Origin of the sequence: Bacillus carboniphilus (genome assembly GCF_039522365.1) — a bacterium.
GTDB classification, from domain to species: Bacteria; Bacillota; Bacilli; order Bacillales; family JC228; genus Bacillus_BF; species Bacillus_BF carboniphilus.
In genome coordinates, this window is record NZ_BAAADJ010000005.1 from 17577 (window position 1) to 40501 (window position 22925).

The 22925-nt window shown below is 40.8% G+C and carries 21 protein-coding genes; 3 read left to right on the forward strand and 18 right to left on the reverse strand.

The genetic code is table 11. The features are described 5' to 3' along the window. Positions 1-153 precede the first annotated feature (153 nt). Together trxB and ABDZ91_RS02995 are read right to left on the reverse strand one after the other, a co-directional pair. Positions 154-1098, reverse strand: coding sequence for a thioredoxin-disulfide reductase (gene trxB, locus ABDZ91_RS02990; protein WP_343796219.1), 945 nt, complete (start codon positions 1096-1098; stop codon positions 154-156). A 103-nt stretch (positions 1099-1201) separates the two neighbouring features. After that, complete coding sequence (locus tag ABDZ91_RS02995; protein WP_343796220.1) at positions 1202-2701, reverse strand: tetratricopeptide repeat protein; 1500 nt, start codon at positions 2699-2701, stop codon at positions 1202-1204. 205 nt (positions 2702-2906) lie between these two features. Between ABDZ91_RS02995 and ABDZ91_RS03000 the strand changes: the two genes are divergently transcribed. Further along, entirely contained in the window at positions 2907-4466 is a 1560-nt protein-coding gene (locus ABDZ91_RS03000) for a BCCT family transporter (RefSeq protein ID WP_343796222.1), read from the forward strand. Positions 4467-4655: 189 nt separating this feature from the next. Here ABDZ91_RS03000 and hisIE read toward each other — a convergent pair whose 3' ends face one another. The 13 genes from hisIE to hprK all read right to left on the reverse strand — a co-directional run bounded on the left by hisIE (position 4656) and on the right by hprK (position 15619). Then, a complete protein-coding gene (hisIE, locus tag ABDZ91_RS03005) occupies positions 4656-5279 on the reverse strand; it encodes a bifunctional phosphoribosyl-AMP cyclohydrolase/phosphoribosyl-ATP diphosphatase HisIE (protein ID WP_343796224.1) in 624 nt (207 codons plus the stop codon). Then, positions 5276-6034, reverse strand: coding sequence for an imidazole glycerol phosphate synthase subunit HisF (gene hisF, locus ABDZ91_RS03010; RefSeq protein WP_343796225.1), 759 nt, complete (start codon positions 6032-6034; stop codon positions 5276-5278). The genes hisIE and hisF overlap by 4 nt, the downstream gene beginning before the upstream one ends. Then, positions 6031-6762: a 1-(5-phosphoribosyl)-5-[(5-phosphoribosylamino)methylideneamino]imidazole-4-carboxamide isomerase gene (gene hisA / locus ABDZ91_RS03015; protein WP_343796227.1), complete on the reverse strand. Its 732-nt coding sequence runs from the start codon at positions 6760-6762 to the stop codon at positions 6031-6033. Before hisA ends, hisF begins: the two co-directional genes overlap by 4 nt. Position 6763: 1 nt before the next feature. After that, positions 6764-7396: an imidazole glycerol phosphate synthase subunit HisH gene (hisH, locus tag ABDZ91_RS03020; RefSeq protein ID WP_343796229.1), complete on the reverse strand. Its 633-nt coding sequence runs from the start codon at positions 7394-7396 to the stop codon at positions 6764-6766. Then, a complete protein-coding gene (gene hisB, locus ABDZ91_RS03025; protein WP_343796230.1) occupies positions 7397-7987 on the reverse strand; it encodes an imidazoleglycerol-phosphate dehydratase HisB in 591 nt (196 codons plus the stop codon). Beyond that, complete coding sequence (hisD, locus tag ABDZ91_RS03030) at positions 7987-9261, reverse strand: histidinol dehydrogenase (RefSeq protein WP_343796232.1); 1275 nt, start codon at positions 9259-9261, stop codon at positions 7987-7989. The genes hisB and hisD overlap by 1 nt, the downstream gene beginning before the upstream one ends. A 12-nt stretch (positions 9262-9273) precedes the next feature. Then, positions 9274-9909: an ATP phosphoribosyltransferase gene (gene hisG / locus ABDZ91_RS03035; RefSeq protein WP_343796234.1), complete on the reverse strand. Its 636-nt coding sequence runs from the start codon at positions 9907-9909 to the stop codon at positions 9274-9276. Then, positions 9906-11084, reverse strand: coding sequence for an ATP phosphoribosyltransferase regulatory subunit (locus ABDZ91_RS03040; protein ID WP_343796236.1), 1179 nt, complete (start codon positions 11082-11084; stop codon positions 9906-9908). Before ABDZ91_RS03040 ends, hisG begins: the two co-directional genes overlap by 4 nt. A gap of 650 nt (positions 11085-11734) precedes the next feature. Then, on the reverse strand, positions 11735-12250 hold the full coding sequence (locus ABDZ91_RS03045) for an acyltransferase (RefSeq protein WP_343796238.1): 516 nt from the start codon (positions 12248-12250) through the stop codon (positions 11735-11737). Next, entirely contained in the window at positions 12247-12900 is a 654-nt protein-coding gene (gene ppaX / locus ABDZ91_RS03050) for a pyrophosphatase PpaX (RefSeq protein WP_343796240.1), read from the reverse strand. Before ppaX ends, ABDZ91_RS03045 begins: the two co-directional genes overlap by 4 nt. After that, the gene (locus ABDZ91_RS03055) at positions 12884-13837 is read right to left on the reverse strand and encodes a nucleoside recognition domain-containing protein (RefSeq protein ID WP_343796241.1); all 954 of its coding nucleotides are present in this window, start codon (positions 13835-13837) and stop codon (positions 12884-12886) included. The genes ppaX and ABDZ91_RS03055 overlap by 17 nt, the downstream gene beginning before the upstream one ends. A gap of 18 nt (positions 13838-13855) precedes the next feature. Further along, positions 13856-14668 carry a prolipoprotein diacylglyceryl transferase gene (gene lgt / locus ABDZ91_RS03060; protein ID WP_343796243.1) on the reverse strand — a complete coding sequence of 271 codons (813 nt, stop codon included), beginning with the start codon at positions 14666-14668 and terminating at the stop codon, positions 13856-13858. A 15-nt stretch (positions 14669-14683) separates the two neighbouring features. Continuing rightward, a complete protein-coding gene (hprK, locus tag ABDZ91_RS03065; RefSeq protein ID WP_343796245.1) occupies positions 14684-15619 on the reverse strand; it encodes an HPr(Ser) kinase/phosphatase in 936 nt (311 codons plus the stop codon). Between the two features lie 320 nt (positions 15620-15939). On the opposite strand from hprK, the gene nagA reads away from it, so the two are divergent. Both nagA and nagB read left to right on the forward strand, forming a co-directional pair. Further along, the gene (nagA, locus tag ABDZ91_RS03070) at positions 15940-17130 is read left to right on the forward strand and encodes an N-acetylglucosamine-6-phosphate deacetylase (protein WP_425541782.1); all 1191 of its coding nucleotides are present in this window, start codon (positions 15940-15942) and stop codon (positions 17128-17130) included. Then, positions 17127-17885: a glucosamine-6-phosphate deaminase gene (gene nagB / locus ABDZ91_RS03075; protein ID WP_343796247.1), complete on the forward strand. Its 759-nt coding sequence runs from the start codon at positions 17127-17129 to the stop codon at positions 17883-17885. The genes nagA and nagB overlap by 4 nt, the downstream gene beginning before the upstream one ends. Positions 17886-17918: 33 nt before the next feature. Here the strand turns inward: nagB and ABDZ91_RS03080 are convergent, their stop codons facing one another. The 3 genes from ABDZ91_RS03080 to uvrA all read right to left on the reverse strand — a co-directional run bounded on the left by ABDZ91_RS03080 (position 17919) and on the right by uvrA (position 22920). Then, a complete protein-coding gene (locus ABDZ91_RS03080) occupies positions 17919-18278 on the reverse strand; it encodes a phage holin family protein (protein ID WP_343796249.1) in 360 nt (119 codons plus the stop codon). Positions 18279-18407: 129 nt separating this feature from the next. Further along, positions 18408-19562, reverse strand: coding sequence for a DUF4097 family beta strand repeat-containing protein (locus ABDZ91_RS03085; RefSeq protein ID WP_343796250.1), 1155 nt, complete (start codon positions 19560-19562; stop codon positions 18408-18410). Between the two features lie 484 nt (positions 19563-20046). Further along, a complete protein-coding gene (gene uvrA, locus ABDZ91_RS03090) occupies positions 20047-22920 on the reverse strand; it encodes an excinuclease ABC subunit UvrA (RefSeq protein WP_343796251.1) in 2874 nt (957 codons plus the stop codon). Positions 22921-22925: the final 5 nt, after the last annotated feature.

Consider the following 22925-nt stretch of genomic DNA (forward strand, 5'->3'; position numbering starts at 1 on the left):
TATATGTTTCAAAAGGGGGTCAATTTCTACCTCTATCATACATGTTGAATGTTTCAACGTTGTTACAGTAGGTTTAAATTGGTATTTCTTTTTTTAAATTTCTGCCTTTTTTCTTTATGAGGGCGGTGGGACAGGAAACCTGTCCCCCTGTCCCTATGCTTTTTGTTTTTCTTTTAGTTCTTCTACGTAGTGTTGCGCTGCCTGGGCTGCGATACTTCCGTCACCTGTTGCTGTTACGATTTGACGGAGCATTTTTTCACGGATATCGCCTGCCGCAAAGATTCCTGGAACTTTTGTTTCCATTCTTTCGTTTGTTAGGATATAGCCGCTTTCGTTTGTGATGCCTAGGTTTTCAAATGGTTTTGAAAGTGGAACCATTCCGATGTAGATGAAGACACCGTCTGTTTTGAATTCTTTTTCTTCACCATTTTCTGTAGACACGAGCGTGACACTGCCTACTTTCCCTTCGGCTTCTTTAATTTCTTTAACCGTATGATTCCAGATGAAATCAATTTTCTCGTTATCAAATGCACGTTTTTGTAGGATCTTTTGTGCACGAAGCTCATCACGACGGTGAACAATAGTTACTTTAGAAGCGAAACGAGTTAAGTAAACGCCCTCTTCTACAGCAGAGTCTCCTCCACCTACAACTACAAGTTCTTTCCCTTTAAAGAATGCACCATCGCAGACCGCGCAATAAGAAACACCGCGACCGCCAAGTTCCTTCTCACCAGGAACACCGATTTTTTTATATTCTGCACCTGTTGAGATAATAATAGCTCTTGCTTTGTATTCTTTTGAACCTGCTTTTACAATTTTATACTCTTCACCATCAATGACTTCTTTAATATCGCCATATGCGTATTCAGCACCGAATTTTTTAGCATGTTCAAACATTTTATTTGAAAGATCCGGTCCTAAAATATGGTCAAATCCAGGATAGTTTTCGACATCTTCTGTGTTTGCCATTTGTCCACCAGGAATCCCACGCTCTAACATTAAAGTAGAAAGATTCGCACGAGATGTGTACACAGCAGCCGTCATACCTGCAGGACCAGCCCCAGCAATGATTACGTCATAAATTTTTTCTTCAGACACTGGACTGTCACTCCTTTTATCGTTTTTATCTATTTTTTAGCTTTACCTAAACCTATCGTATATATTTAAAGGCATGCCGTCCAATAACTTGCTCATAAAGGAGTTATAACAATACCTTCTTAATTTCTTGAATGTATTTTCGAATGAGATACGTGGATACCTCTGATAGATCAGCTGCTACCTTTTGCGTCACTGCTTCTCCTCTAAGCTTTTTCCATATATAAAAGATTGCTCCAGCCAAAGCGGATGAATCTGCTAACGGTTTATCTTTTAATTGTAGATACGCTGTAAACCAAGTTAAAAATAGTCCACTATTGGTCAAAGTAATTGTTTTTTCCCATTTTAATAGCTTCTCTGCGACATCGTGAGCTAACTGAACGTTCACTCCCTCTTTGGACAAAGGGGTGTTCCATTCCTCTGAAATACAGTAGTCATAATAATTCTTTTCATCCTCCGATAGAGGAGAAAAACGTAAAGTACGCTTTGTTAACCAAAGCTTTTTATCGTCAGAAACAGAAAGTAAAAATAGAGCAAATAAGCGTTGCTCGTCTTCTTCACTTTTCCAAGCTTTTTCAATGATAGCTGCATCATTAATGAACATTCTTTCAGCTTGGATCCATGGCTCCTGCCCTTTTCTTTCAGGTGAAAGCTCAATGACTCTCTTCCACATATCCTTAGCAAATTCTTTTTTACCAGTGTAGTAGGCAGATACGGACAGCCAATAGAAGAAAGCGCCGTCTCCTTCAAACCCTCTCCTTTGTAGCTGTCTTAACCAGTTGTATGCGATATCATGCTTTCCGATTAAAGCAAATGTCGCCCCTAATTTATATCGATGTTCCAACATAATTGGAAAAATGTTTAACAATGATTCAGATAGGGTATGCACTAATTGATGATCCTTTTGATAATGAGCAAAAATCAGTGAATTGCATAGTGCATGAAGGTTCCCTGGATTTTTTTCTAAAACGTTTTGTAACACACGATTAGCTTCTTCTACATTTCCTAAATAAAAATGAGCTAAAGCTAAGTTGTTATAAGCTGACCAAAAATCTGGATGGGATTCAATCACACTATGAAGAAGTTCAATCGCTTTTTCGAATTCACCATTCTCTAGAAGCTTCCTTGCTTCATCCTGTTGTTGAATTAACTCATCCTCTTCTTCTAATTCAGCATCATCTAATCCAAGCTCTAAAGATATCAATTCTAGTAATTCTTCGGCATCATCGCGGAAATCTCCGTCTGGTTCGATTTCCACATATTTTTGCGCATTCTGAAATGCTTCTCTGAAATGACCCAAATAAGCATAGTTGTTTGCCAAAAAGTAATAGCACTCCGACATATGGACATCCAACTTCTCCAAGATTAAATGAAGAAGTTCATTAGAGGATTGGTACTGCCCAGTTTCGGTATGCACCATTGCAAGCTGACAAGCAATCATTGGCTCTAAAGGCTCTAAATGATACGCGCGCTCTAGGTATTTTTTTGCTTTATTTAAATCCCCTCTGTGGTAAGCCTTTAATCCTTTGGTGAAATAATATTCTCCAGTCGGACTAAACTGTAGGATTTTTGCACTTGTCTGCTTAGCTCTTGAATGTTTACTCATGAAATCCTCCGTCCAAACATAGTAACTACGTTAGTATACCATATGTGAAAAGGTGCGAGAAGGTTTGAAGGTGGTGATAATGATGTGAGAAATTTTCCATAAGAAAGAGTCAGAATTTATACTATCTTTCATTTTTTTAATGTTCATGTTAGGATGGACACTTATGTCAACGGACCTTTGTCCAATAAATTAGAGGAGGCAAAATGTGAATAATTCTAAAACCGATTGGCCAGTCACCATTATCAGTGGCGCATTTCTGTTAGCATTCGTTCTTGCGTCACTTATCAACAAAGACGCCGTCGGTAATCTTGTAAACAAATACTTTGGTTTATCTGCCGAATATTTCGGTGCTTTCTGGCAAGTGCTACTTTTACTAACATTTATCGTTACAATAGGACTCGCTGTCTCGAGGCTTGGCCGAGTCAAACTTGGTAAGAAGGATAAACCAGAAATCTCTACTTTTAAATGGGTAGCTATGATTTTATGTACGTTGCTTGCTAGTGGTGGTGTATTTTGGGCAGCTTCAGAACCCATGTACCATTTCATCACAACTCCACCTATGTTTCCGGATGTAGAAGCAGGTACTACAGCATCCATTCAATATGCACTATCTCAGGCATTTCTCGATTGGGGATTCTCTGCTTGGGCTATTCTAGGGTCACTAAGTGCGGTTGTCCTTATGTATGCACATTACCACAAAGGAATGCCACTTAAACCAAGAACACTGTTATATCCTATTTTTGGCAAGAAAATCATGGAGAAAAGTGTGTTAGGTACGATTGTGGATGTTTCTTGTATTATCGCCGTAGCAGCAGGTACTGTAGGACCTATTGGCTTCCTAGGGCTTCAAGCAGCATACGGATTGAATGACATTTTTGGAATTCCGAATACGAGTTTAACCCAGGGTATCTTAGTTGTAGCAATTGTTATTATTGCATCCATTTCTGCAGTTACCGGAATTAACAAAGGAATTCAATGGCTAAGTAAAATGAATGTGTGGGTTACGTTCATACTAATGGGAGCTATTCTCATACTAGGGCCAGCAGCCTTTATCTTTGATTCCTTCTTAGGAACTATGGGCTTTTATGTACAAGAATTCTTTTATATGAGTTTATATCGTGGAGATCAAGCTTGGTTAGCTTGGTGGACAGTCTTCTTCTGGGGATGGTTTATTGGTTACGGTCCAATGATGGCCATTTTCATCGCTCGAATTTCTCGTGGGCGTACGATACGCGAATTAGCAATCGCAATGGCCATTATTGCACCGCTAGTAACCAACTTCTGGTTCACCGTTGTCGGTGGGTCTGGTATTTTCTTTGAAATGAACGAACCAGGCGTCATATCTAATGCACTTGCAGAGGGTGGCATGCCAGCAGCCGTCATGTCCATCGTAAATCAACTTCCACTTGGATTCTTGATTGCGATCGGATTCTTACTTGTTACTATTTTATTCGTAGCCACAACAGCCGACTCCATCTCGTATACGATGGCAGCAGCTGTTACAGGTCAAAGTGATCCACCTGCATGGCTTCGAGTTTTCTGGGCTGTACTAGTCGGAGCACTTTCTCTCGTTCTATTAAATATTGGAGAAGACAGTGTCAGCTCGATTCAGTCCTTTATCGTTATCACCGCTGTGCCGGTATCGATTATCCTAATGCCTACCATATGGCTTGGACCTAAGGTGGCTAGGATTATGGCGATTGAGCAAGGGATTATAAGTAGCGGTAAGGTAGATCAGAAGGATAGTAAGAAGAAAGCTTCGTAGATTGATAAAGTTGAGCTGTCGACCGCCTGGGGGTGGTCGGCAGTTTTTTTTTGGGAGTGGATTTATGAAGGGCCGGCTGTTTTTGGGCTGCTATGGTGACCATTTTTACCTGCGGGCTCGCTTTTGGGGCATTAAGCCCGAAATGAGTTCAAAAAAAACGACGCCCCTACACGTCGTTTTCCACACTCACTATTCCTTCCCAGCATGCCTCTCTTCCAATACCTTCAACACCTCGGCAAAAGGCAACCCTTGCTCTTTTAATAAAACTAACAAATGGAAAATCAAATCCGCAGACTCCCATTTCAACTCTTTGGAATCTCGATTCTTAGCAGCAATAATCACTTCAGCAGATTCTTCTCCTACCTTCTTCAAAATCTTATCTACACCTTTCTCAAACAAGTAAGTAGTATAAGATTCTTCTGGTCTTTCCGCTTCTCTTTGGGCTATTATTTTTTCTAGCTTTAATAGAAATTCAGCTGACTCACTAGTTTTTTCACCCAACAAAGACTCTGTAAAGCAACTAATTGTACCGTTATGGCAAGCAGGTCCATTTGGCTCCACTTCCACCACAATGGCATCTCCGTCACAGTCATAGGTCATCGATACAATATTTTGTGTATTTCCACTAGTTTCTCCTTTGTACCAGAGTTCCTGTCTGGAGCGACTGAAAAACCATGTTTCCTTTGTTTCAATAGACTTTTTCAATGACTCTTCATTCATATAAGCTAATGTCAAAATTTCCTTTGTTTGTGCATCTTGCACAATTGCAGGAACAAGCCCATTCTCATCAAACTTAATATTTTCTATACTCATCGCACGTGAACCCCCTGTTCCTTCAGATAGTCCTTAACCTCTTTTACAGAGGTTTCTTTATAGTGAAAAATGGATGCTGCTAACGCTGCATCTGCGCCAGCTTCTGCAAATACTTCTTCGAAATGCTCTTTCCCACCAGCACCACCGGAAGCAATGACTGGAACTGAGACAGCGTCATTGATGGCTTTTGTTAAGGCCACATCGAATCCCGCTTTCTCTCCATCTGCATCCATGGAAGTGAGTAAAATTTCTCCTGCGCCTAGCTCGACAGCTTTTCTTGCCCAAGTTACTGCATCGTAATCTGTCTCTTTTCGACCACCGTGTGTATAGACCTTCCATGTTCCAAGGTCTTCATGATATTTGGCATCAATCGCAACCACAATACACTGTGAACCAAAATAGTCTGCACCTTCACGAATTAACTCAGGATTTATTAAAGCGGATGTATTCACACTTACCTTATCTGCACCGGCGCGAAGCATTCTCTTCATATCTTCCAAGCTACCAATCCCGCCACCTACTGTAAACGGTATTGCTAGTTCTGAAGCCACTTGCCTAACGACGTCTTCCATTGTTTTCCGACCTTCATGAGAAGCAGAGATATCTAGAAAAACAAGCTCGTCTGCCCCTTGTTCGTCATAGAATCGAGCTAACTCCACTGGATCCCCTGCATCACGTAGTTGAACAAATTGAATCCCTTTCACAACCCGACCTTCTTTTACGTCCAAGCACGGAATAATTCTTTTCGTAATCATTGAGACACCTCATCTAACGCTTCTTTTAAAGTGAAACGATTTTCATAGAGGGCTTTTCCAACAATGGCACCTTTGATTCCTTTGTCATAGGCTTGCTTCAACACCTGTAAATCCGCAAGGGAGCTAACACCGCCTGAAGCAATAATTTCTGCCCCTGTCTCTTCAGCCATTTGTAAAAGCGATTCGGTACTAGGTCCGGATAACATCCCGTCCTTAGATATATCTGTACAGATGAATGTGCTAGCACCAGCATCGGCAAGCTCTTTTCCTAACTCCACAGCCGTCAACGAAGAGGTAGTAAGCCAGCCATGTGTTGCCACAAAGCCAGCCTTCGCGTCAATTCCAATGGCAATCTTAGAGCCATATTTTTTCAGCATTTGTTTTACAAAATCACGCTCAGTCACAGCGATACTTCCAAGAATTACTCGGTCTACACCATTTTCTAGATAGAATTCAATATCCGCTTGCGAGCGAATTCCACCACCAATTTGAACGGAAGCCGGTAACTTTTTAGCCGCTTCCAACACGTAGGGATGATTTATTTTTTCACCAGCTTTTGCACCATCTAAATCAACCATATGGATCCAAGCTGCACCATCATCCGAAAACCTTTTGGCCATTTCAAAAGGGGAATCTCCATACACCGTTTCTTGATTGTAGTCGCCTTGCAAGAGTCTGACACACTTGCCACCACGCATATCAATGGCAGGGTAAATCGTAAATGACATGTTAGTTCTCCCCTTTCTCTACTAGCTTTGTAAAATTAGATAGAAGCTGCATGCCCATTCGGCTGCTTTTTTCTGGGTGGAATTGCATTCCGTATATATTGTTTTTGCCGACAACAGCCGGAACTTGTACATCATACTCAGCGTATGAGACCACCACTTCCTCGGCAGGCTCTACATAGTAAGAGTGAACAAAATATGCAAAATCTTCTTCAAGTCCTGCCAAAATTTCATTCTCAGGCTGTTTAAAGATCAGTTGATTCCATCCCATGTGAGGGACTTTATACGTTTGGCCATCTTCTGTTTTTCCTGAAAAACGAACTGCTTTCCCTTTTAGCAAATCAAGGCCTCTATTGACTCCATGTTCTTCACTCTCTGAAAACAAAAGCTGCATCCCCAAGCAAATACCTAGTAGAGGTGTCCCATCTTTGGCCTTCCGTACAATAAATGCTTCTAAACCTGTCTCAGAAAGTTTTTTCATGGCATCAGGAAATGCGCCAACTCCAGGTAGAATCAAACCATCCGCTTTTTCCAATTCCTCAGCAGATTCTGAAACAAAGAAGGGAACCTCAAGGCGTTCTAATGCCTTTTGTACACTGAATAAGTTCCCCATTCCATAATCAATGACACCGATCATTTATAACATTCCTTTCGTTGACGGAACGCCCTTCACTCTTGGATCAATTGAAGTGGCCTCATCCAACGCTCTTCCCAGTGCTTTAAAAACCGCTTCAATCATATGGTGAGTGTTGTGACCGTAATGAATAATGACATGTAAGTTCATTCTCGCTTCAATCGCAAGCTTCCATAAAAATTCGTGGACTAGTTCTGTATCAAATGTTCCTACCTTTGAAGAAGGAAGCTCACCACGGAATTCCAGGTGTGGGCGGTTACTTAAGTCCACCACAACTTGTGCTAGTGCCTCATCCATAGGGACAAAAGCATTCCCGTAACGTTTAATTCCTTTTTTATCACCAAGTGCGTCCTTTAACGCTTGTCCAAGACAAATTCCAATATCCTCTGTTGTGTGATGATCGTCGATTTCAGTATCACCGTTCGCATTCACCGTTAAATCAAAATGGCCATGCTTAGTGAAAAGGTCAAGCATATGTGACATAAAAGGTACTGGTGTTTCAATGGCTGCATTCCCTTCTCCATCGATTCCTAGTTTTAACTCGATTTGCGTTTCCTGTGTTTGTCTTGAAATTGAAGCTTCTCTTGTTGACATTATTGTTCCTCCTTCAAACGGCTTTCAATCGCACGTGCGTGTGCCTCTAGCCCTTCCGATCTGGCAAAAGTCGCTATTTTATTGGCATTCTGCTTGAATGCTTCTTCACTGTATATCACAACACTTGATTTTTTTTGGTAATCATCAATATTAAGTGGACTTGAGAATCGGGCAGTCCCATTCGTCGGTAAGACATGATTCGTGCCTGCAAAATAATCACCAACAGGCTCACTGCTATAGCGCCCCACAAATATGGCACCAGCGTGTTTAATTTTTGCTAGACATTCTTGCGCTTGTTTCACCATAATCTCAAGGTGTTCCGGTGCCAGTTCATTTACAACTTCGATAGCCTCTTCTAGATTTTCCGTAACATAGATGGCTCCAAACTCATCGATCGATTCCCTAGCTATTTCTTCACGAGGTAGCGTTTTTAATTGTTCTTCCACTTCTTGCTGTACAGCTTCAGCTAACTGAATGGATGTTGTAACTAAAACGCTGGATGAACGCGGGTCATGCTCTGCCTGGGACAAAAGGTCTGCCGCCACTTCATGAGGCTTTGCTGTATCATCTGCTAATACGACAATTTCACTTGGTCCTGCAATCATATCAATGTCCACGACCCCAAATACCTCACGTTTAGCAAGAGCTACATAAATGTTACCCGGCCCCACAATTTTATCGACTGGTGGAATTGACTCCGTACCGTATGCCAATGCGGCTACAGCTTGAGCTCCTCCCACTTTGTAGATTTCCTTTACGCCCGATTCTTTGGCAGCCACTAAAACGACCGGATCCAATGTCCCATCCTTTTGCGGTGGAGAAACCATGACGATTCGCTCAACCCCGGCGACAACGGCTGGTACAACTGTCATAAAAACAGAAGAAGGATAAGCAGCGGTACCACCTGGAACATAAACCCCCACAGAATCCAAAGGCGTCACCTTCTGACCTAACATAGTCCCGTTAGACTGTGTCATCATCCAACTGTTTTTGAGTTGTTTTTCATGGTAAACTCTAATATTTTCTCTTGCTTCTCTCATGATGGATATAAGCTCGTCATCCACTTCTTCATAGGCAGCTTGGATTTCTGTTTCCGTTACTTTTAACTTCTCGAGTTCCACCCCGTCGAACTTTTTGGTAAAAGCAAAAAGAGCGTCATCTCCTGAGGTTTTTACGATTTCAATAATATCTAAAACGGCTTTCCTTTGTTCCAAAGTTCCAATTTCAACAGACCTTCGGATAGAAGGAGCCTCTGTACTTTTATAAATTTTCATGAACAGCCCTCCTTACTTTTCGCCAACTACTTCCGACAGTCGATGTACCATATCATGAACCATTCGATCTTTGAGTCGATAACTAACAGGGTTCACAATCAGCCTGGATGTAATGGAAACAATTTTTTCATATTCAACCAGTCCATTTTCAACAAGTGTTCTTCCAGTCGAAACGATATCAACAATTCGATCTGCTAGACCGATAAGTGGTGCTAGCTCAATCGAGCCGTTCAATTTAATTATTTCAACTTGCTCTCCCTTTGCGCGGAAGTAACTGGATGCGACATTTGGATATTTAGTAGCAACCTTTGGAGCAACATCATTTAACACTGCATTCGGAAGACCCGCAACAGCGAGATAACACTCACTAATATGTAAATCGAGTAACTCATAAACATCCCGCTCTTCTTCCAGCATGACATCCTTTCCCGCTATTCCAATGTCAGCGACACCGTGCTCCACATAGGTTGGGACATCCATAGGCTTCGCTAGAATAAAACGAATGCCCTCTTCTTCCACTTCAATAATCAGTTTTCTCGATTCATCAAAGTCTGGAGGGATTTGATAACCTGCCTTTCGTAAAAGTTCAACCGCTTCTTCAAAAATTCTTCCTTTTGGCAGTGCAATCGTTAACCATTCAGCTGTCATGCGTCCCTCCTCCTTTCACCGAAAAAATAATAAACATCTGAAAACGGTTTTGTAAATTTATCTAATTCTTTGATGCCGGCAACATCTTGAACGACAGCGTTAGTTCCTTGTGTTCTTAGTTCATTTGCTTTTTCTATGGCTTCTTTACGTTGCTCGGAACTATAGACGATAAGTGTTGTAGGTTCTGAATCTTCTTTTAGGCTGAGCGCTTCAAGTAGGCGATCTACATGAATCCCAAAACCTGTTGCTGCTTCATTGGTTCCAAATTGACGAACAAGCTTGTCATATCGGCCACCATTTCCAACAGGAAAACCAACCTGATTTGCATAAACTTCGAAAAGAATCCCTGTGTAATAACTCATGTGACTGACTAATGTTAAATCTAACTTTACATTGTCCATCACTTGAAAATCTTTGAGAATATCAAACAGTTTTTCAATTTGCTCAATGGCTTCCCGTACAGCTTGATCATTCGATAACTCTTTTGCCCGGTCTATTACGTTTTCATCCCCAATTAGCGTTAAAAATTGTTGAAGTCTTCCACGATCAATCGATGATAAGGATAGCGACTGAATATGTTCACGATACCCCACATAATTTTTTTCAAATAAGTATCGTTTTAATTCTTGGACTCGCTCTTCTGTCCCTAATATTTCATAGAAGAAGGAATCCACAAACTGCATATGACCAATGGCAAGTGTAAAGCTCTCAAGACCCGCTCTCTTTAGAGATCCCACTAGTAATGCAATCACTTCACCATCTGCACTAGTCGTTGAATCCCCAATTAACTCAACACCCGCTTGGGAAAATTCCGCCGGGCGCCCACCTTCTCTTTGTTGGGAACGAAAAACATTCGCGCTGTAGCTTAAGCGTAATGGTGTCGTATCTTGAGCAAGTTTTGATGCTGCAACCCTTGCGATTGGAGTCGTCATATCCGGTCTGAGAACAAGGGTGTGCCCCTGTTGATCTAGGAGCTTAAAAAGCTTTTGATCGTCAATTGCCGACGTTCTACCGATGGTTTCGTAGTATTCAAGAGTCGGGGTTTGGATCAATTGGTACCCCCAGCTCTTCATTTCCTCCTCAATCTTCTGTGTGACTCTTCGCTTTCCAATATGTAAATTCGGTAGTGTATCCCTCATCCCGAGTGGTTTTTCAAACATAAATGGCTTTGTCATAAAATCACCTAATCCCTTTTGGTTAAGTTGACTTAAATTTTCTAAATCCTTTAGTTCGCTAATATGGTAGTAAATTAAAGATATATGTAGTGTAACGCTTCTGTTTAGTTTCGTCAATAAATAGAAAACTAACAATATAAAATAAGGGTTCTGAATGTTTTGTATCATTTATTGAGGTTTTTTATTAAATACTGAAATAGAACCCTCCGGATCTAATTTTTGAGGGTTTTTTGGTGAGGAGGAAGAAAACTAGGACGCATTTTGGCGTTATCTTCTAGTTTTTGTTGAGAGGAAAGAAAACTAGGGCGTATCTTGGTTTTATGTTCTAGTTTTTGGTGAGGTACAGAAAAACTAGAACGTATTTTGGTTTTTTGTTCTAGTTTTTGTTTAGAGGAAATATAACTAGGACGTATTTTGGCTTTTTGTTCTAGTTTTTGGTGAGGAACTGAATAACTAGAACGTATTTTGGTTTTATGTTCTAGTTTTTGTTTAGAGGAAAGATAACTAGGACGTATTTTGGTTTTATGTTCTAGTTTTTGGTGAGCGGAAGGAAAACTAGGACGTATTTTGGCATTATGTTCTAGTTTTGATATGGGGAAGATACCCCAACAAATAAAACCACCGCAGCCCTAGCCACAGTGGTTCTTCCATTAACCATTATTCTGTTCACGCAACGCACGCTCTTCCGCCGTATATATGACTCTCATTGGATTTCCGCCCACGAACGACCCAGCCGGAACATCCTTATGAACAAGCGTTCCCGCAGAAACGATGGCTCCATCTCCAATCGTAACTCCTGGCAATATGGTCGAATTCGCACCAATCATGACCTCATCACCAATTACCACATCGCCAAGTCGATATTCTTTAATTAAATATTCGTGTGCGAGAATCGTGGTGTTGTAGCCAATAACGGTGTTTCTGCCGACCTTTATTTTTTCTGGAAACATCACATCTAACATAACCATTAAGGCAAAAGATGTTTGATCTCCAATGTTCATCCGTAGAAACACGCGGTACAGCCAATTTTTCATCCCTAGAAACGGCGTGTATCTCGCTAATTGGATGACCATAAAGTTCTTTACAACCTTCCAAAATGGAACGGTTTTATAGACATGCCATAAGGAGTTTGCCCCTTCGACTGGAAATCGTTCTGTTTTCCTCATTTGCGGTTCACACCTAGTATATCCAGTAAATCCGTCATGTTCTGGAGCATATAATCAGGCTTGTATTGTGCAAGGTGTTCTTCACCTTTCGCAGACCAGGCTACACCTGCTGTGAGGGTTCCCGCATTTTTACCACCTAAAATATCATGATGGTTATCTCCGACCATAATCGTTTTTTCAGGAACAGCTCCTAGCAACGCCATCGCTTTTTCAACCGGCTCTGGATCTGGTTTTGGCTTTTCTACATCATCCAAAGCGACAATCACTGGAAAATGAGGTTCAAGCTTCGTTAGCTTCAACCCTTTCATAACGGTACTACGAATCTTCGTTGTAACAATTCCAATTTTATAGCCGTTTCGGACCAAGGCGTCAACCGTTTCAGCTACACCCGCAAACTCCTTCACAAGGCGATCATGCTCACGAAGATTAAATTCTCGGTACGTTTCAATCATTTCATCTACTTTCGATGGATTTACAGATTCAAACGTTTCTTTCAGAGTTGGACCCATAAAAGGAAGAACATGCTCCCGTTCATACTGCCCAGGAAAATACGTTTCCATCGTATGAAGAAACGACTGAATAATTAACTCATTGGTATCAATTAAAGTTCCATCTAAATCAAATAGTATTGTATCAACTTGAGTGGCCATAGGTTGGTTCCTTTCTTTTATTCCATTCTGCCCGTTTCCAAATCGTTGCAACCACAATGGTTAAAGCAACCGCTGTACATAATCGAATGAGTAGTAACGGAAGAATCGGGATGCCGAGTGGCACAAAGATTAACGTATCCTCTACTACCGCGTGGCACGCGACAAGGAATATAAACGCGAGAGTAGCATCCTTACGACTTACGCCATCTTCTTTGACGGCCTGAATCATGATTCCTGCACCGTAAGCCAGGCCAATCGTTAACCCGGCAACCAATGTCATGGATGTATTTTCCTTCATTCCAAGTCCTCTAGTGACAGGCGCCATCCAGCGTGAAAATACATCCAGCCATTTTTTATCTTTGAGAATCTGCATAATAACCATCAGCGGAATCACAATTAAAGCAAGCTGGAGAATTCCAAGACTCGCTTTTTGTAAGCCCTCAAATACAATGGCTCCCCATGTATCGGGTGTACTTTCTTTAGCAGGAAGCAGCCCATATTGAGCAATGCTTCCCCCACCCTTCCAGAGGAGATTGATTAAAATGGCCGAAACAGATGCAAGCCCGAGTCTTACCAAAAGAATGACCCAGAGCTTGACTCCCACCTTTAACGCAACGCCGGTCTCAATAAATAAATTATGTGAGAACGAAAGCATCACGGCTAATATGAAGACTTCTTTTACCGTTAAATCTATAGATAGGATCGCTCCAATCCCTGCATATAAGTTTAAGGTATTACCTAAAACCAACGGAATGGCAGCTTCTCCACTTAATCCAAACACACCCATGATTGGAGAAATAAGGTCAATCACCCACGGTAAAACCGGTGTGAACTGTAAAATATATACAAGTAATGTAACAGGAAAAATAACTTTTCCTAATGTCCAAGTCGTCTTAAGACCTACCTGTAGACCTTTCTTACAGGACGACAAAAGCATCCTACATACCCCCAGCTGTTATCCTTCTAAGTAGCGTTCTTTTGCAAAACCTTTTGTTCTTCTGAAAATCCAAATCGCAATGGCAACCACAATAAGTACGAGTGATAGTACCTGAGCAATTCGAAGATCCATCGTCAACATTAGACTATCCGTTCTCATTCCTTCAACGAAAAATCTCCCAATAGAATACCAGATTACATAAGATAAGAAAATTTCACCGCGTTTCAGGTTAACTCTTCTTAAACCTAACAACACAAGAATTCCGACTGCATTCCATATAGATTCATATAGGAATGTTGGGTGGTAATAGGCCCCATTGATATACATTTGGTTGATAATCCAATCTGGTAGGAATAGGTTTTCTAAAAATTGTCGACTAACCTCTCCACCATGTGCTTCTTGGTTCATAAAATTTCCCCAACGACCAATCGCTTGACCAATTAACAAACTTGGAGCAGCAACATCCGCTAGCTTCCAGAAAGAAATACCTTTAATTCGAGTAAAAATGACAGCAGTTCCCACTGCACCAATTAAGGCACCATGAATGGCAATTCCACCTTCCCAGATTTTAATGATGTCACCTGGGTTTTGTGAAAAATAAGACCATTTAAATAACACATAATAAATGCGGGCACAAAGGATACTAATCGGAACGGCCCAAAGCATCAAATCAGCGAAAATTTCACTATCAATACCTCTTTTTGTTCCCTCTCTCATGGCAACAACTAGAGCTAAAATAATGCCTAGCCCGATTAGTAAACCATACCACCTGACTTCCAATGGTCCGATTGCGAATGCGATTGGATCAATTGGTGTAATGTTATTCTCCATTTAATTCACCTTCCCTTATGAAAAGTCATGATCACTATCTTCTATTACATCTGACAAACGGTTTGTAAACTGTTCAGCTGCGTTTACACCCATTCTTTTTAGTCTAAAATTCATTGCTGCCACTTCAATGATAACGGATAAATTTCGTCCAGGGCGTACTGGAATTGTGAGTCTCGGGAGTTCCGTATCAATGATTTTGATTTTTTCTTCATCGAGACCGAGGCGATCATATTGTTTCTTCGGATCCCAAAGTTCTAAGTTCATGACAATTGTAATTCGTTTATAGTTTCGAACAGCTCCCGCTCCAAACAATGTCATGACATTGATGATACCTAAACCTCTAATTTCAAGAAGATGCTCGATTAAGTCTGGTGCATTCCCGACTAATGTATTCTCATCTTCCTGTCTAATTTCCACACAGTCATCTGCCACTAATCGGTGACCTCTCTTCACTAGTTCAAGTGCGGTCTCACTCTTACCCACTCCACTTTTACCAGTAATAAGCACACCAACTCCATACACATCTACAAGAACACCATGCATAGCAGTAGATGGTGCCAACTTACTCTCTAAGTAATTAGTAAGTCGACTCGAAAGCCTAGTTGTTTTCATCGTTGATGTCAATAGAGGTACAGATTCTCGATTGGATGCTTCTATCAGCTCTTCTGGAACCTCTAGATCTCTAGAAACAATAATCGCTGGCGTAATGTCAGTACAAAGCCGATCCATTCTTTCTCTTTTTTCACTTGTCGAAAGTTTATTAAAAAAAGTGAGTTCAGTTTTACCTAACAATTGAATTCTCTCGGATGGATAGTACTCAAAGTAACCGGCCATTTCAAGTCCGGGGCGGTTTAAGTCACTTGTCATAATGGGGCGATTGATTCCTTCTTCCCCACTCACCAACTCAAGGCCTAATTTTTCCATGATGTCTTTAGTACGAACTTTTGCCAAGGATATTCCTCCTTTTATTTCAAAGAGCTCTCGTATGAAATGTCACACAGTTACCCCATATTATACTATTGGTTGTACCGTTTTTTATAAAAAGAATTACGCAATGTATCATTCCATATTGTACCACGAATTCAATAAACACCAAACATTTGTCATTCACTAAACTAAATGTATAGACCAGTGATGTAGAATAGGCTATGTATTTCCTGTTTTACAAACCTTTAATCAAATATACATATAGAATAGACAAAAGTTGTATAGACATTTAATAAAGCAAATTCTATACTTGTAGTAGAGATACCGAGTCAGGAGATGTCATGATGGTTAAAACTAAAGAATGGTTCATTATAAACGGCCATATTTATACTGGAGAAAATCAGATTCCAAATGGGTATATTCACATTGTAGATGGGAAAATTGCTGAAATGGGACCGATGGAGTCCGCCCCTTCCCATATGGAAAACTACTTCGATGCTGCTGGACAGAGAATCGTTCCTGGATTCATCGATGTTCACATTCACGGAGTAGGTGGAGCAGACACGATGGACGCCACCGATGAAGCTTACCAAACGATGGCTTCCTTCCTCCCACAAGAGGGAACGACAAGCTTTTTAGCCACAACGGCCACCCAAAGTATTGAAGCCATTGAAAGGGCATTAGCCGGAGTAGCTCATTATCGAGAAGAAAATGAGCAAATAGGCGTTGCAGAGATGCTCGGTGTACACCTAGAAGGCCCGTTCTTAAACCCAAGTAAAGCCGGTGCACAGCATCCTTCTTTTATCCAAGACCCAAATATCGAACTGTTTGAAAAATGGAGAGGTTTATCAGATGACTGTATCAAACTTGTCACACTCGCTCCCGAGCGTGAAAACGGGTATGCGTTCATTGAATATTTAGCGCAAAATGGAATTATTGCTTCGATCGGACATTCAGACGCAACCTACGACGAAGTGAAAGAGGCCATAGCAAAAGGCTTAAGTCATGCTACTCACCTATATAATGCGATGAGACCATTACACCACCGAGATCCTGGTGTCGTAGGTGCAGCCCTTCTTCATCGCGAACTGACAGCGGAGTTAATCGCGGATGGTATTCACGTTCACCCAATGATGTTAGAACATGCGATTCAATCAAAGGGTGTAGACCGAATAGTTCTGATTACTGACTCAATGAGGGCAAAGTGCCTGAAAAGTGGAACCTACGATTTAGGTGGACAAGAAGTGTTTGTGGAAGACAATAAAGCTACTCTTGGAGATGGAACATTAGCCGGTAGTGTGCTTCGCATGAAAGACGCTGTAAAACTTATATCAAATGAAACCAGCTTCAGCTTAGAAGATGCGATTCAATTCACATCCGTTAACCCAGCTAAAGAGCTTGGAATTTTTAACCGTAAAGGTAGCCTAGCCGTTGGTAAGGACGCAGATGTCGTAGTCTTGGATTCACAATTTGATGTACAGCTGACTTTCTGTCGAGGGGAAGTGGCGTATAGCCGTAAGGGGGTTAAATCATGAAACTAATTGCTTGTAAGGACTATAAAGAAATGAGCAAAAAGGCAGCTAAAGAAATCCTAGAATTAGTTCACAGTGAAAAACGCTGTACACTAGGATTAGCAACCGGTAGTACTCCAGAGGGTGTTTATAAAGCACTTGTTGAAGATTTTAACAAGGGGGAAACTTCATATAAACAAGTTTCTAGTGTAAACCTAGATGAATATGTAGGATTAACGAAAGACAACCCAAATAGCTATCATCATTACATGAAGTCAAACCTTTTCCAACATATTGACCTTCCAGAAAATCAACAGCTGATTCCGAATGGAGTAGCTAATGATTTGGAAGTAGAATGTAGAGAATATGAAAAAACGATTGCTGAACTCGGTGGAGTTGATTTACAGTTACTTGGAATTGGGCACAATGGCCATATTGGTTTTAATGAACCGAGGACTCCGTTTTCGAGTCGGACACATGTGGTTGATTTAGCAGAAAAAACAAGAAAAGCTAATGCACGCTTTTTCTCAGATATTACAGAGGTTCCCGCACAAGCCATTACAATGGGAATTGAAACCATCATGGAAAGCAAGAAAATTTTATTGCTGATCTCAGGAAAATCAAAAGCAGAGGCTCTTTCAAAACTAATAAATGGACCTATTGATGAATCTTTTCCCGCTTCCATCTTGAAAAACCATCCGAACGTTACTATCATGGCTGATGAGGAAGCGATGTCGTTGTTAGAAGAGGAAGCTGTGGGTAGACAGCATATTTTATAAAAAAACAGGGTTGGAGCTCACTCCACCCTGTTTTTATTTTTTCCGCATCGGTTCAATAACCGCTTTGTTTATAACTAAGTTAGCCACAGACATGATAATCGCAATAATAATCGCAAAGCCAAAGCTACTTATTTCAAACGCATCGCCCATCAAAGAATCGGTCAGGACCAGGGTTATTGCATTGATGACAAATAGGAAAAATCCTAGTGTAAAGAAGGTCACCGGCAAGGTTAAAATCACCAAGATCGGTCTCACTATGATATTCAGAATGGACAGGATAAAGCTTGCAATCACCGAGGCCATAAAGCTTTCCACGTGAAGTCCTTCTGTAAAATATCCTGCTAAAGCTATAAATATAATGGCGTTGATTAAAATCCCAATTAGCCACTTCATCGGCAATAAACCCCTTTTTTCCTAAATAATCATTTCATATAACATATCCTTACCCTACTCTTCGACTTTTCAACCACAAATCCTTTTTTTAAATGGACGGTAACACACTTTTTTTATTTTGTTCTTCGTTCATACCTCTTGTCTAGCTTTTACTTCACTAATGTTGATGGAACCTGTTTTGCTCTCAGCAAAGATGTATGCCTTCTGCTCAGCTGTTTTCTCCGTTTGGAACGTGACTTGTTTCTGCAATACTTCGCTCTTTTCCACATGAACATCAGCCTCAAGGTTAACGTTCACATTTCCCATATTCGTTTTTAATTCTCCTTGTGCCGGAATTCCTTTTGGAAGTGCTAGGTTAATTCCGCCTGTACCTGCTTTTAATCGTACTGTATTCACATCCAGGTTATGAATATCACAGTTTACACTTCCATTTAAGCACTGTAAGTCAACTTTCTTAAACTCACCTGAAGCCACAAGCTTTCCGTTAATTGACTCACCTTCTAAGTTTTCTACGCTACAATTATTTAAGCTAATTTTTCCATTTGTGGACTCTGCATCTACATTTTCCCCACGAATTCCGTCAATTTGGATTGAACCATTAACTGATTTTATAATGTTCTTTTTAGATTGTAGGGACTCTGATTTAAACGAGCCATTAAAAAGCTTAGCCCAAATAAGATCGTATTCTTGCTTTGGAATATAGGCATGTGCATCTACCTTCAAAATCTTCGGCTGTGATACAAAGCGTAATTTTCCATCCTTTACAGAAAAAACAGAACTCTTCAAGAAGACATCTCTTGCTTCATCTTGATTCTCGACTTTATACACTTTAGCTTGGCACTCAATACGAACTTCCTTCTGTTCCCATGGAGTAAGCTTCAATGAACCGTATGGAATATCGAATTCTACTTCTGAAATCTCAGCATCTGTATGTTGAAAAATATGAGAAATCTCAATACCCTTCGCCCACTGAAGATCCAAATCAATTTCTTTAATCTTTTTCACAGCTAAATCCACAAAATCTAGTAACTTATGTTTTGCCTGTTGAAACGATTGGCTATTGGTATATTGCTGCTTCGAATCTTCAAATACCTTTTCATCCTCTTCGAACAATGGGTCATCCTTTTTCGATAAAATCGTAACCTTAGGTCCCTCTTTGTGTTCACTTGTGCCTTTCTTTTCTTTATATTCAGCTTCTAACTTTTCTATCAATGTCAATGCTTCCTCAACTGTGATAGTCCCTTTTTCCACCATTTTTAAAATACGCTTTCTCTCTTCCTTCATAAGTAAGTCCTCCCTTATTATTAAAAATCCCCTTAGACTTGAATTAGATACCGCGTAACCAATATTTAGCGTTCTTTATGACTCCATTATAACAACCGTACATTCCTTTCAACTCCGTCTGGAGGATGAAAGAGACTACAGTTAGAGTCGTAAAAATTATAAATCTATATATAGAATACGTTTTGAGTGGGCGGAGGTTTCATTGAGAATTTTGAAGTTGGTGTGGGACATAGAGGAGCGGCCGGTATGGGACACTTATATTTTTTTAATGGGACACTTGGGGGTGGTATGGGACACTTCTCTCGTTTTATGGGACACTTGGGACTTGGTATGGGACACCCCACTTGATTTATGGGACACTTGGAACCTGGTATGGGACACTCCACTTGTTTTATGGGACATGTAAGGGTAACTCTTCCATGATATCACCAAATAAAAAAACAGCCGGCCCTTCATTCACTTAAAAGGGACGGCTGTCTTTATTTCAAGAATACACTTCGGATTCCTCAATCATTTTTTTCATTCTGTCTCGATCACGTTCTAGGATTGGCTTTAAGTAACGACCTGTATGTGACTTGTCACTGGCCGCTACGTCTTCAGGTGTTCCAACTGCTACAATTGTTCCACCTTTATCCCCACCTTCAGGACCAAGATCAACAATATAGTCAGTTGCTTTAATAATATCAAGGTTATGCTCTATCACTAAAACAGTATCGCCATTATCGACTAAGCGTTGTAATACATCTAACAGACGGGCAATGTCATCCACATGAAGCCCTGTCGTTGGTTCATCCAAGATATAGAGTGAACGACCTGTCGAGCGGCGATGCAATTCAGAAGCAAGCTTCACCCTTTGGGCTTCTCCTCCAGATAATGTAGTAGCTGGCTGGCCTAGACGCATATAACCCAAGCCCACATCTGCAATCGTTTGAAGCTTACGATGAATCTTTGGAATGTTTTCGAAAAACTCAATTCCATCTTCAATCGTCATATCGAGAACATCTGAAATCGTTTTTCCTTTATATTTTACTTCTAACGTTTCACGGTTGTAGCGTTTCCCATGACAGACTTCACAAGGAACGTAAACATCAGGTAGGAAGTGCATTTCAATCTTGATAATACCGTTTCCACGGCAAGCTTCACATCTTCCGCCCTTCACGTTAAAACTAAAGCGCCCCTTTTTATAACCTCTCACTTTCGCCTCATTGGTTGAAGCAAAGACATCACGAACATCATCAAAAACACCTGTATACGTTGCTGGATTAGACCTTGGTGTTCTTCCGATTGGGGATTGGTCAATATCAATGATTTTCTCTAAGTGTTCAATCCCTTTCACCTGTTTATGTGCACCTGGTTTTACCTTTGAACGAGTGTAAAGTTTTTGAGCCAATGCTTTATAGAGAATTTCGTTAATAAGCGTACTTTTACCTGATCCGGAAACCCCTGTTACAACCGTAAATGTACCGAGAGGAAACTTAGCATTTACATTCTTTAAATTGTTCTCATTTGCCCCAACTACTTCTAAAAAGCGGCCATCCGGTTCTCTTCGCTTTTCTGGTAACGGGATGAACTTTTTCCCTGAAAGGTACTGTCCTGTCAAAGAATTCTCATCTTTCATAACCTCTTCAGGAGTACCCGCAGAGACAATTTGGCCACCGTGAACACCGGCTCCTGGACCAACGTCAATCAAGTAATCCGCTGCAAGCATGGTATCCTCATCGTGCTCAACCACAATAAGCGTATTTCCAATGTCTCGCATGTTTTGCAGAGTTTGGATTAACCGGTCATTGTCTCGTTGATGAAGACCAATCGAAGGCTCATCCAAAATATAGAGGACACCTGTTAATCTCGAACCAATTTGAGTCGCTAAGCGAATACGTTGAGCTTCCCCGCCAGATAAAGTACCAGCTGCACGGTGAAGCGTTAAGTAATCTAATCCCACATTATTGAGGAACCCTAATCTTTCTTTAATTTCTCGTAAAATAAGATTAGCAATCTTCATATCTTTTTCAGATAAACTCAGCTCACTAAAGAATTTGTGGGCTTCTGTGACTGACATAATCGTCACTTCACCAATATGAATATCTTGTACTTTTACTGCTAACGTCTCTTCTTTTAATCGATATCCTTTACAAGCTGGACAAGCATGTTGTGCCATATACTGTTCCATTTGCTCACGGATATAGTCCGAACTTGTTTCTTTGTAGCGTCTTTCCACATTTCCGATGACGCCTTCAAATACAATGTAGTTTTCACGGACTTGTCCAAAATCATTTTCATAACGGAAATAGATTTTTTCGCCATCCGATCCGTATAAAACTTTATCCATTAAATGTTTTGGAATATCTTTTACTGACATATCCATGTCAATTCCGTAGTGTTGGCATACGGCCTGTAGAAGCTGTGGATAAAATTGTGAACTAGTTGGTTCCCAAGGTGCAATCGCGTGATCATTCAAAGTGAGTTCCCAGTTTGGAACCACCAAATCCTTATCGACCTCAAGCTTGGTTCCCAATCCGTCACACTCTGGGCAAGCACCAAATGGACTATTGAAAGAGAACATTCTAGGTTCTAGCTCACCAATGGAAAATCCACAGAGTGGACAAGCATGGTTTTCACTAAATAGGAGCTCTTCTTCCCCAATGACATCCACAACCACATTGCCTTCACCTAGTTTTAAAGCCGATTCAAGTGAGTCAGCAAGACGTGCTTCTACCCCTTCTTTAACCACAATACGGTCCACAATGACTTCGATGTTATGTTTTTTATTTTTTTCTAACTCAATGTCATCCCCAAGGTCATGAATCTCACCATCGATTCGAACCCTTACGTACCCTTGCTTCTTGATATCTTCTAGTACCTTTACGTGCATACCCTTTTTACCAGAAACAATTGGGGAAAGAATTTGTAGCTTCGTTCTCTCAGGATACTTTAAAATACGGTCCACCATTTGTTCAATCGTTTGGGAAGTAATTTCAACTCCGTGTTTTGGACAAATTGGTTTACCAACTCGCGCAAAAAGAAGACGTAGATAATCATAGATTTCCGTAACCGTTCCAACCGTCGAACGCGGGTTTCGACTGGTTGTTTTCTGGTCAATTGAAATAGCTGGGGATAGTCCCTCAATCGTATCCACATCTGGTTTGTCCATTTGTCCTAAAAATTGGCGGGCATAAGCAGAAAGTGACTCAACGTATCGACGTTGCCCTTCTGCGTAAATCGTATCAAACGCTAACGAGGACTTCCCGGAACCAGAAAGTCCTGTTAGCACGACTAATTTATCTCTTGGTATGGTTACATCTATATTCTTTAAATTATGGGCTCTAGCCCCTTTGACGATAATTTGATCCTTCGCCATGAAAG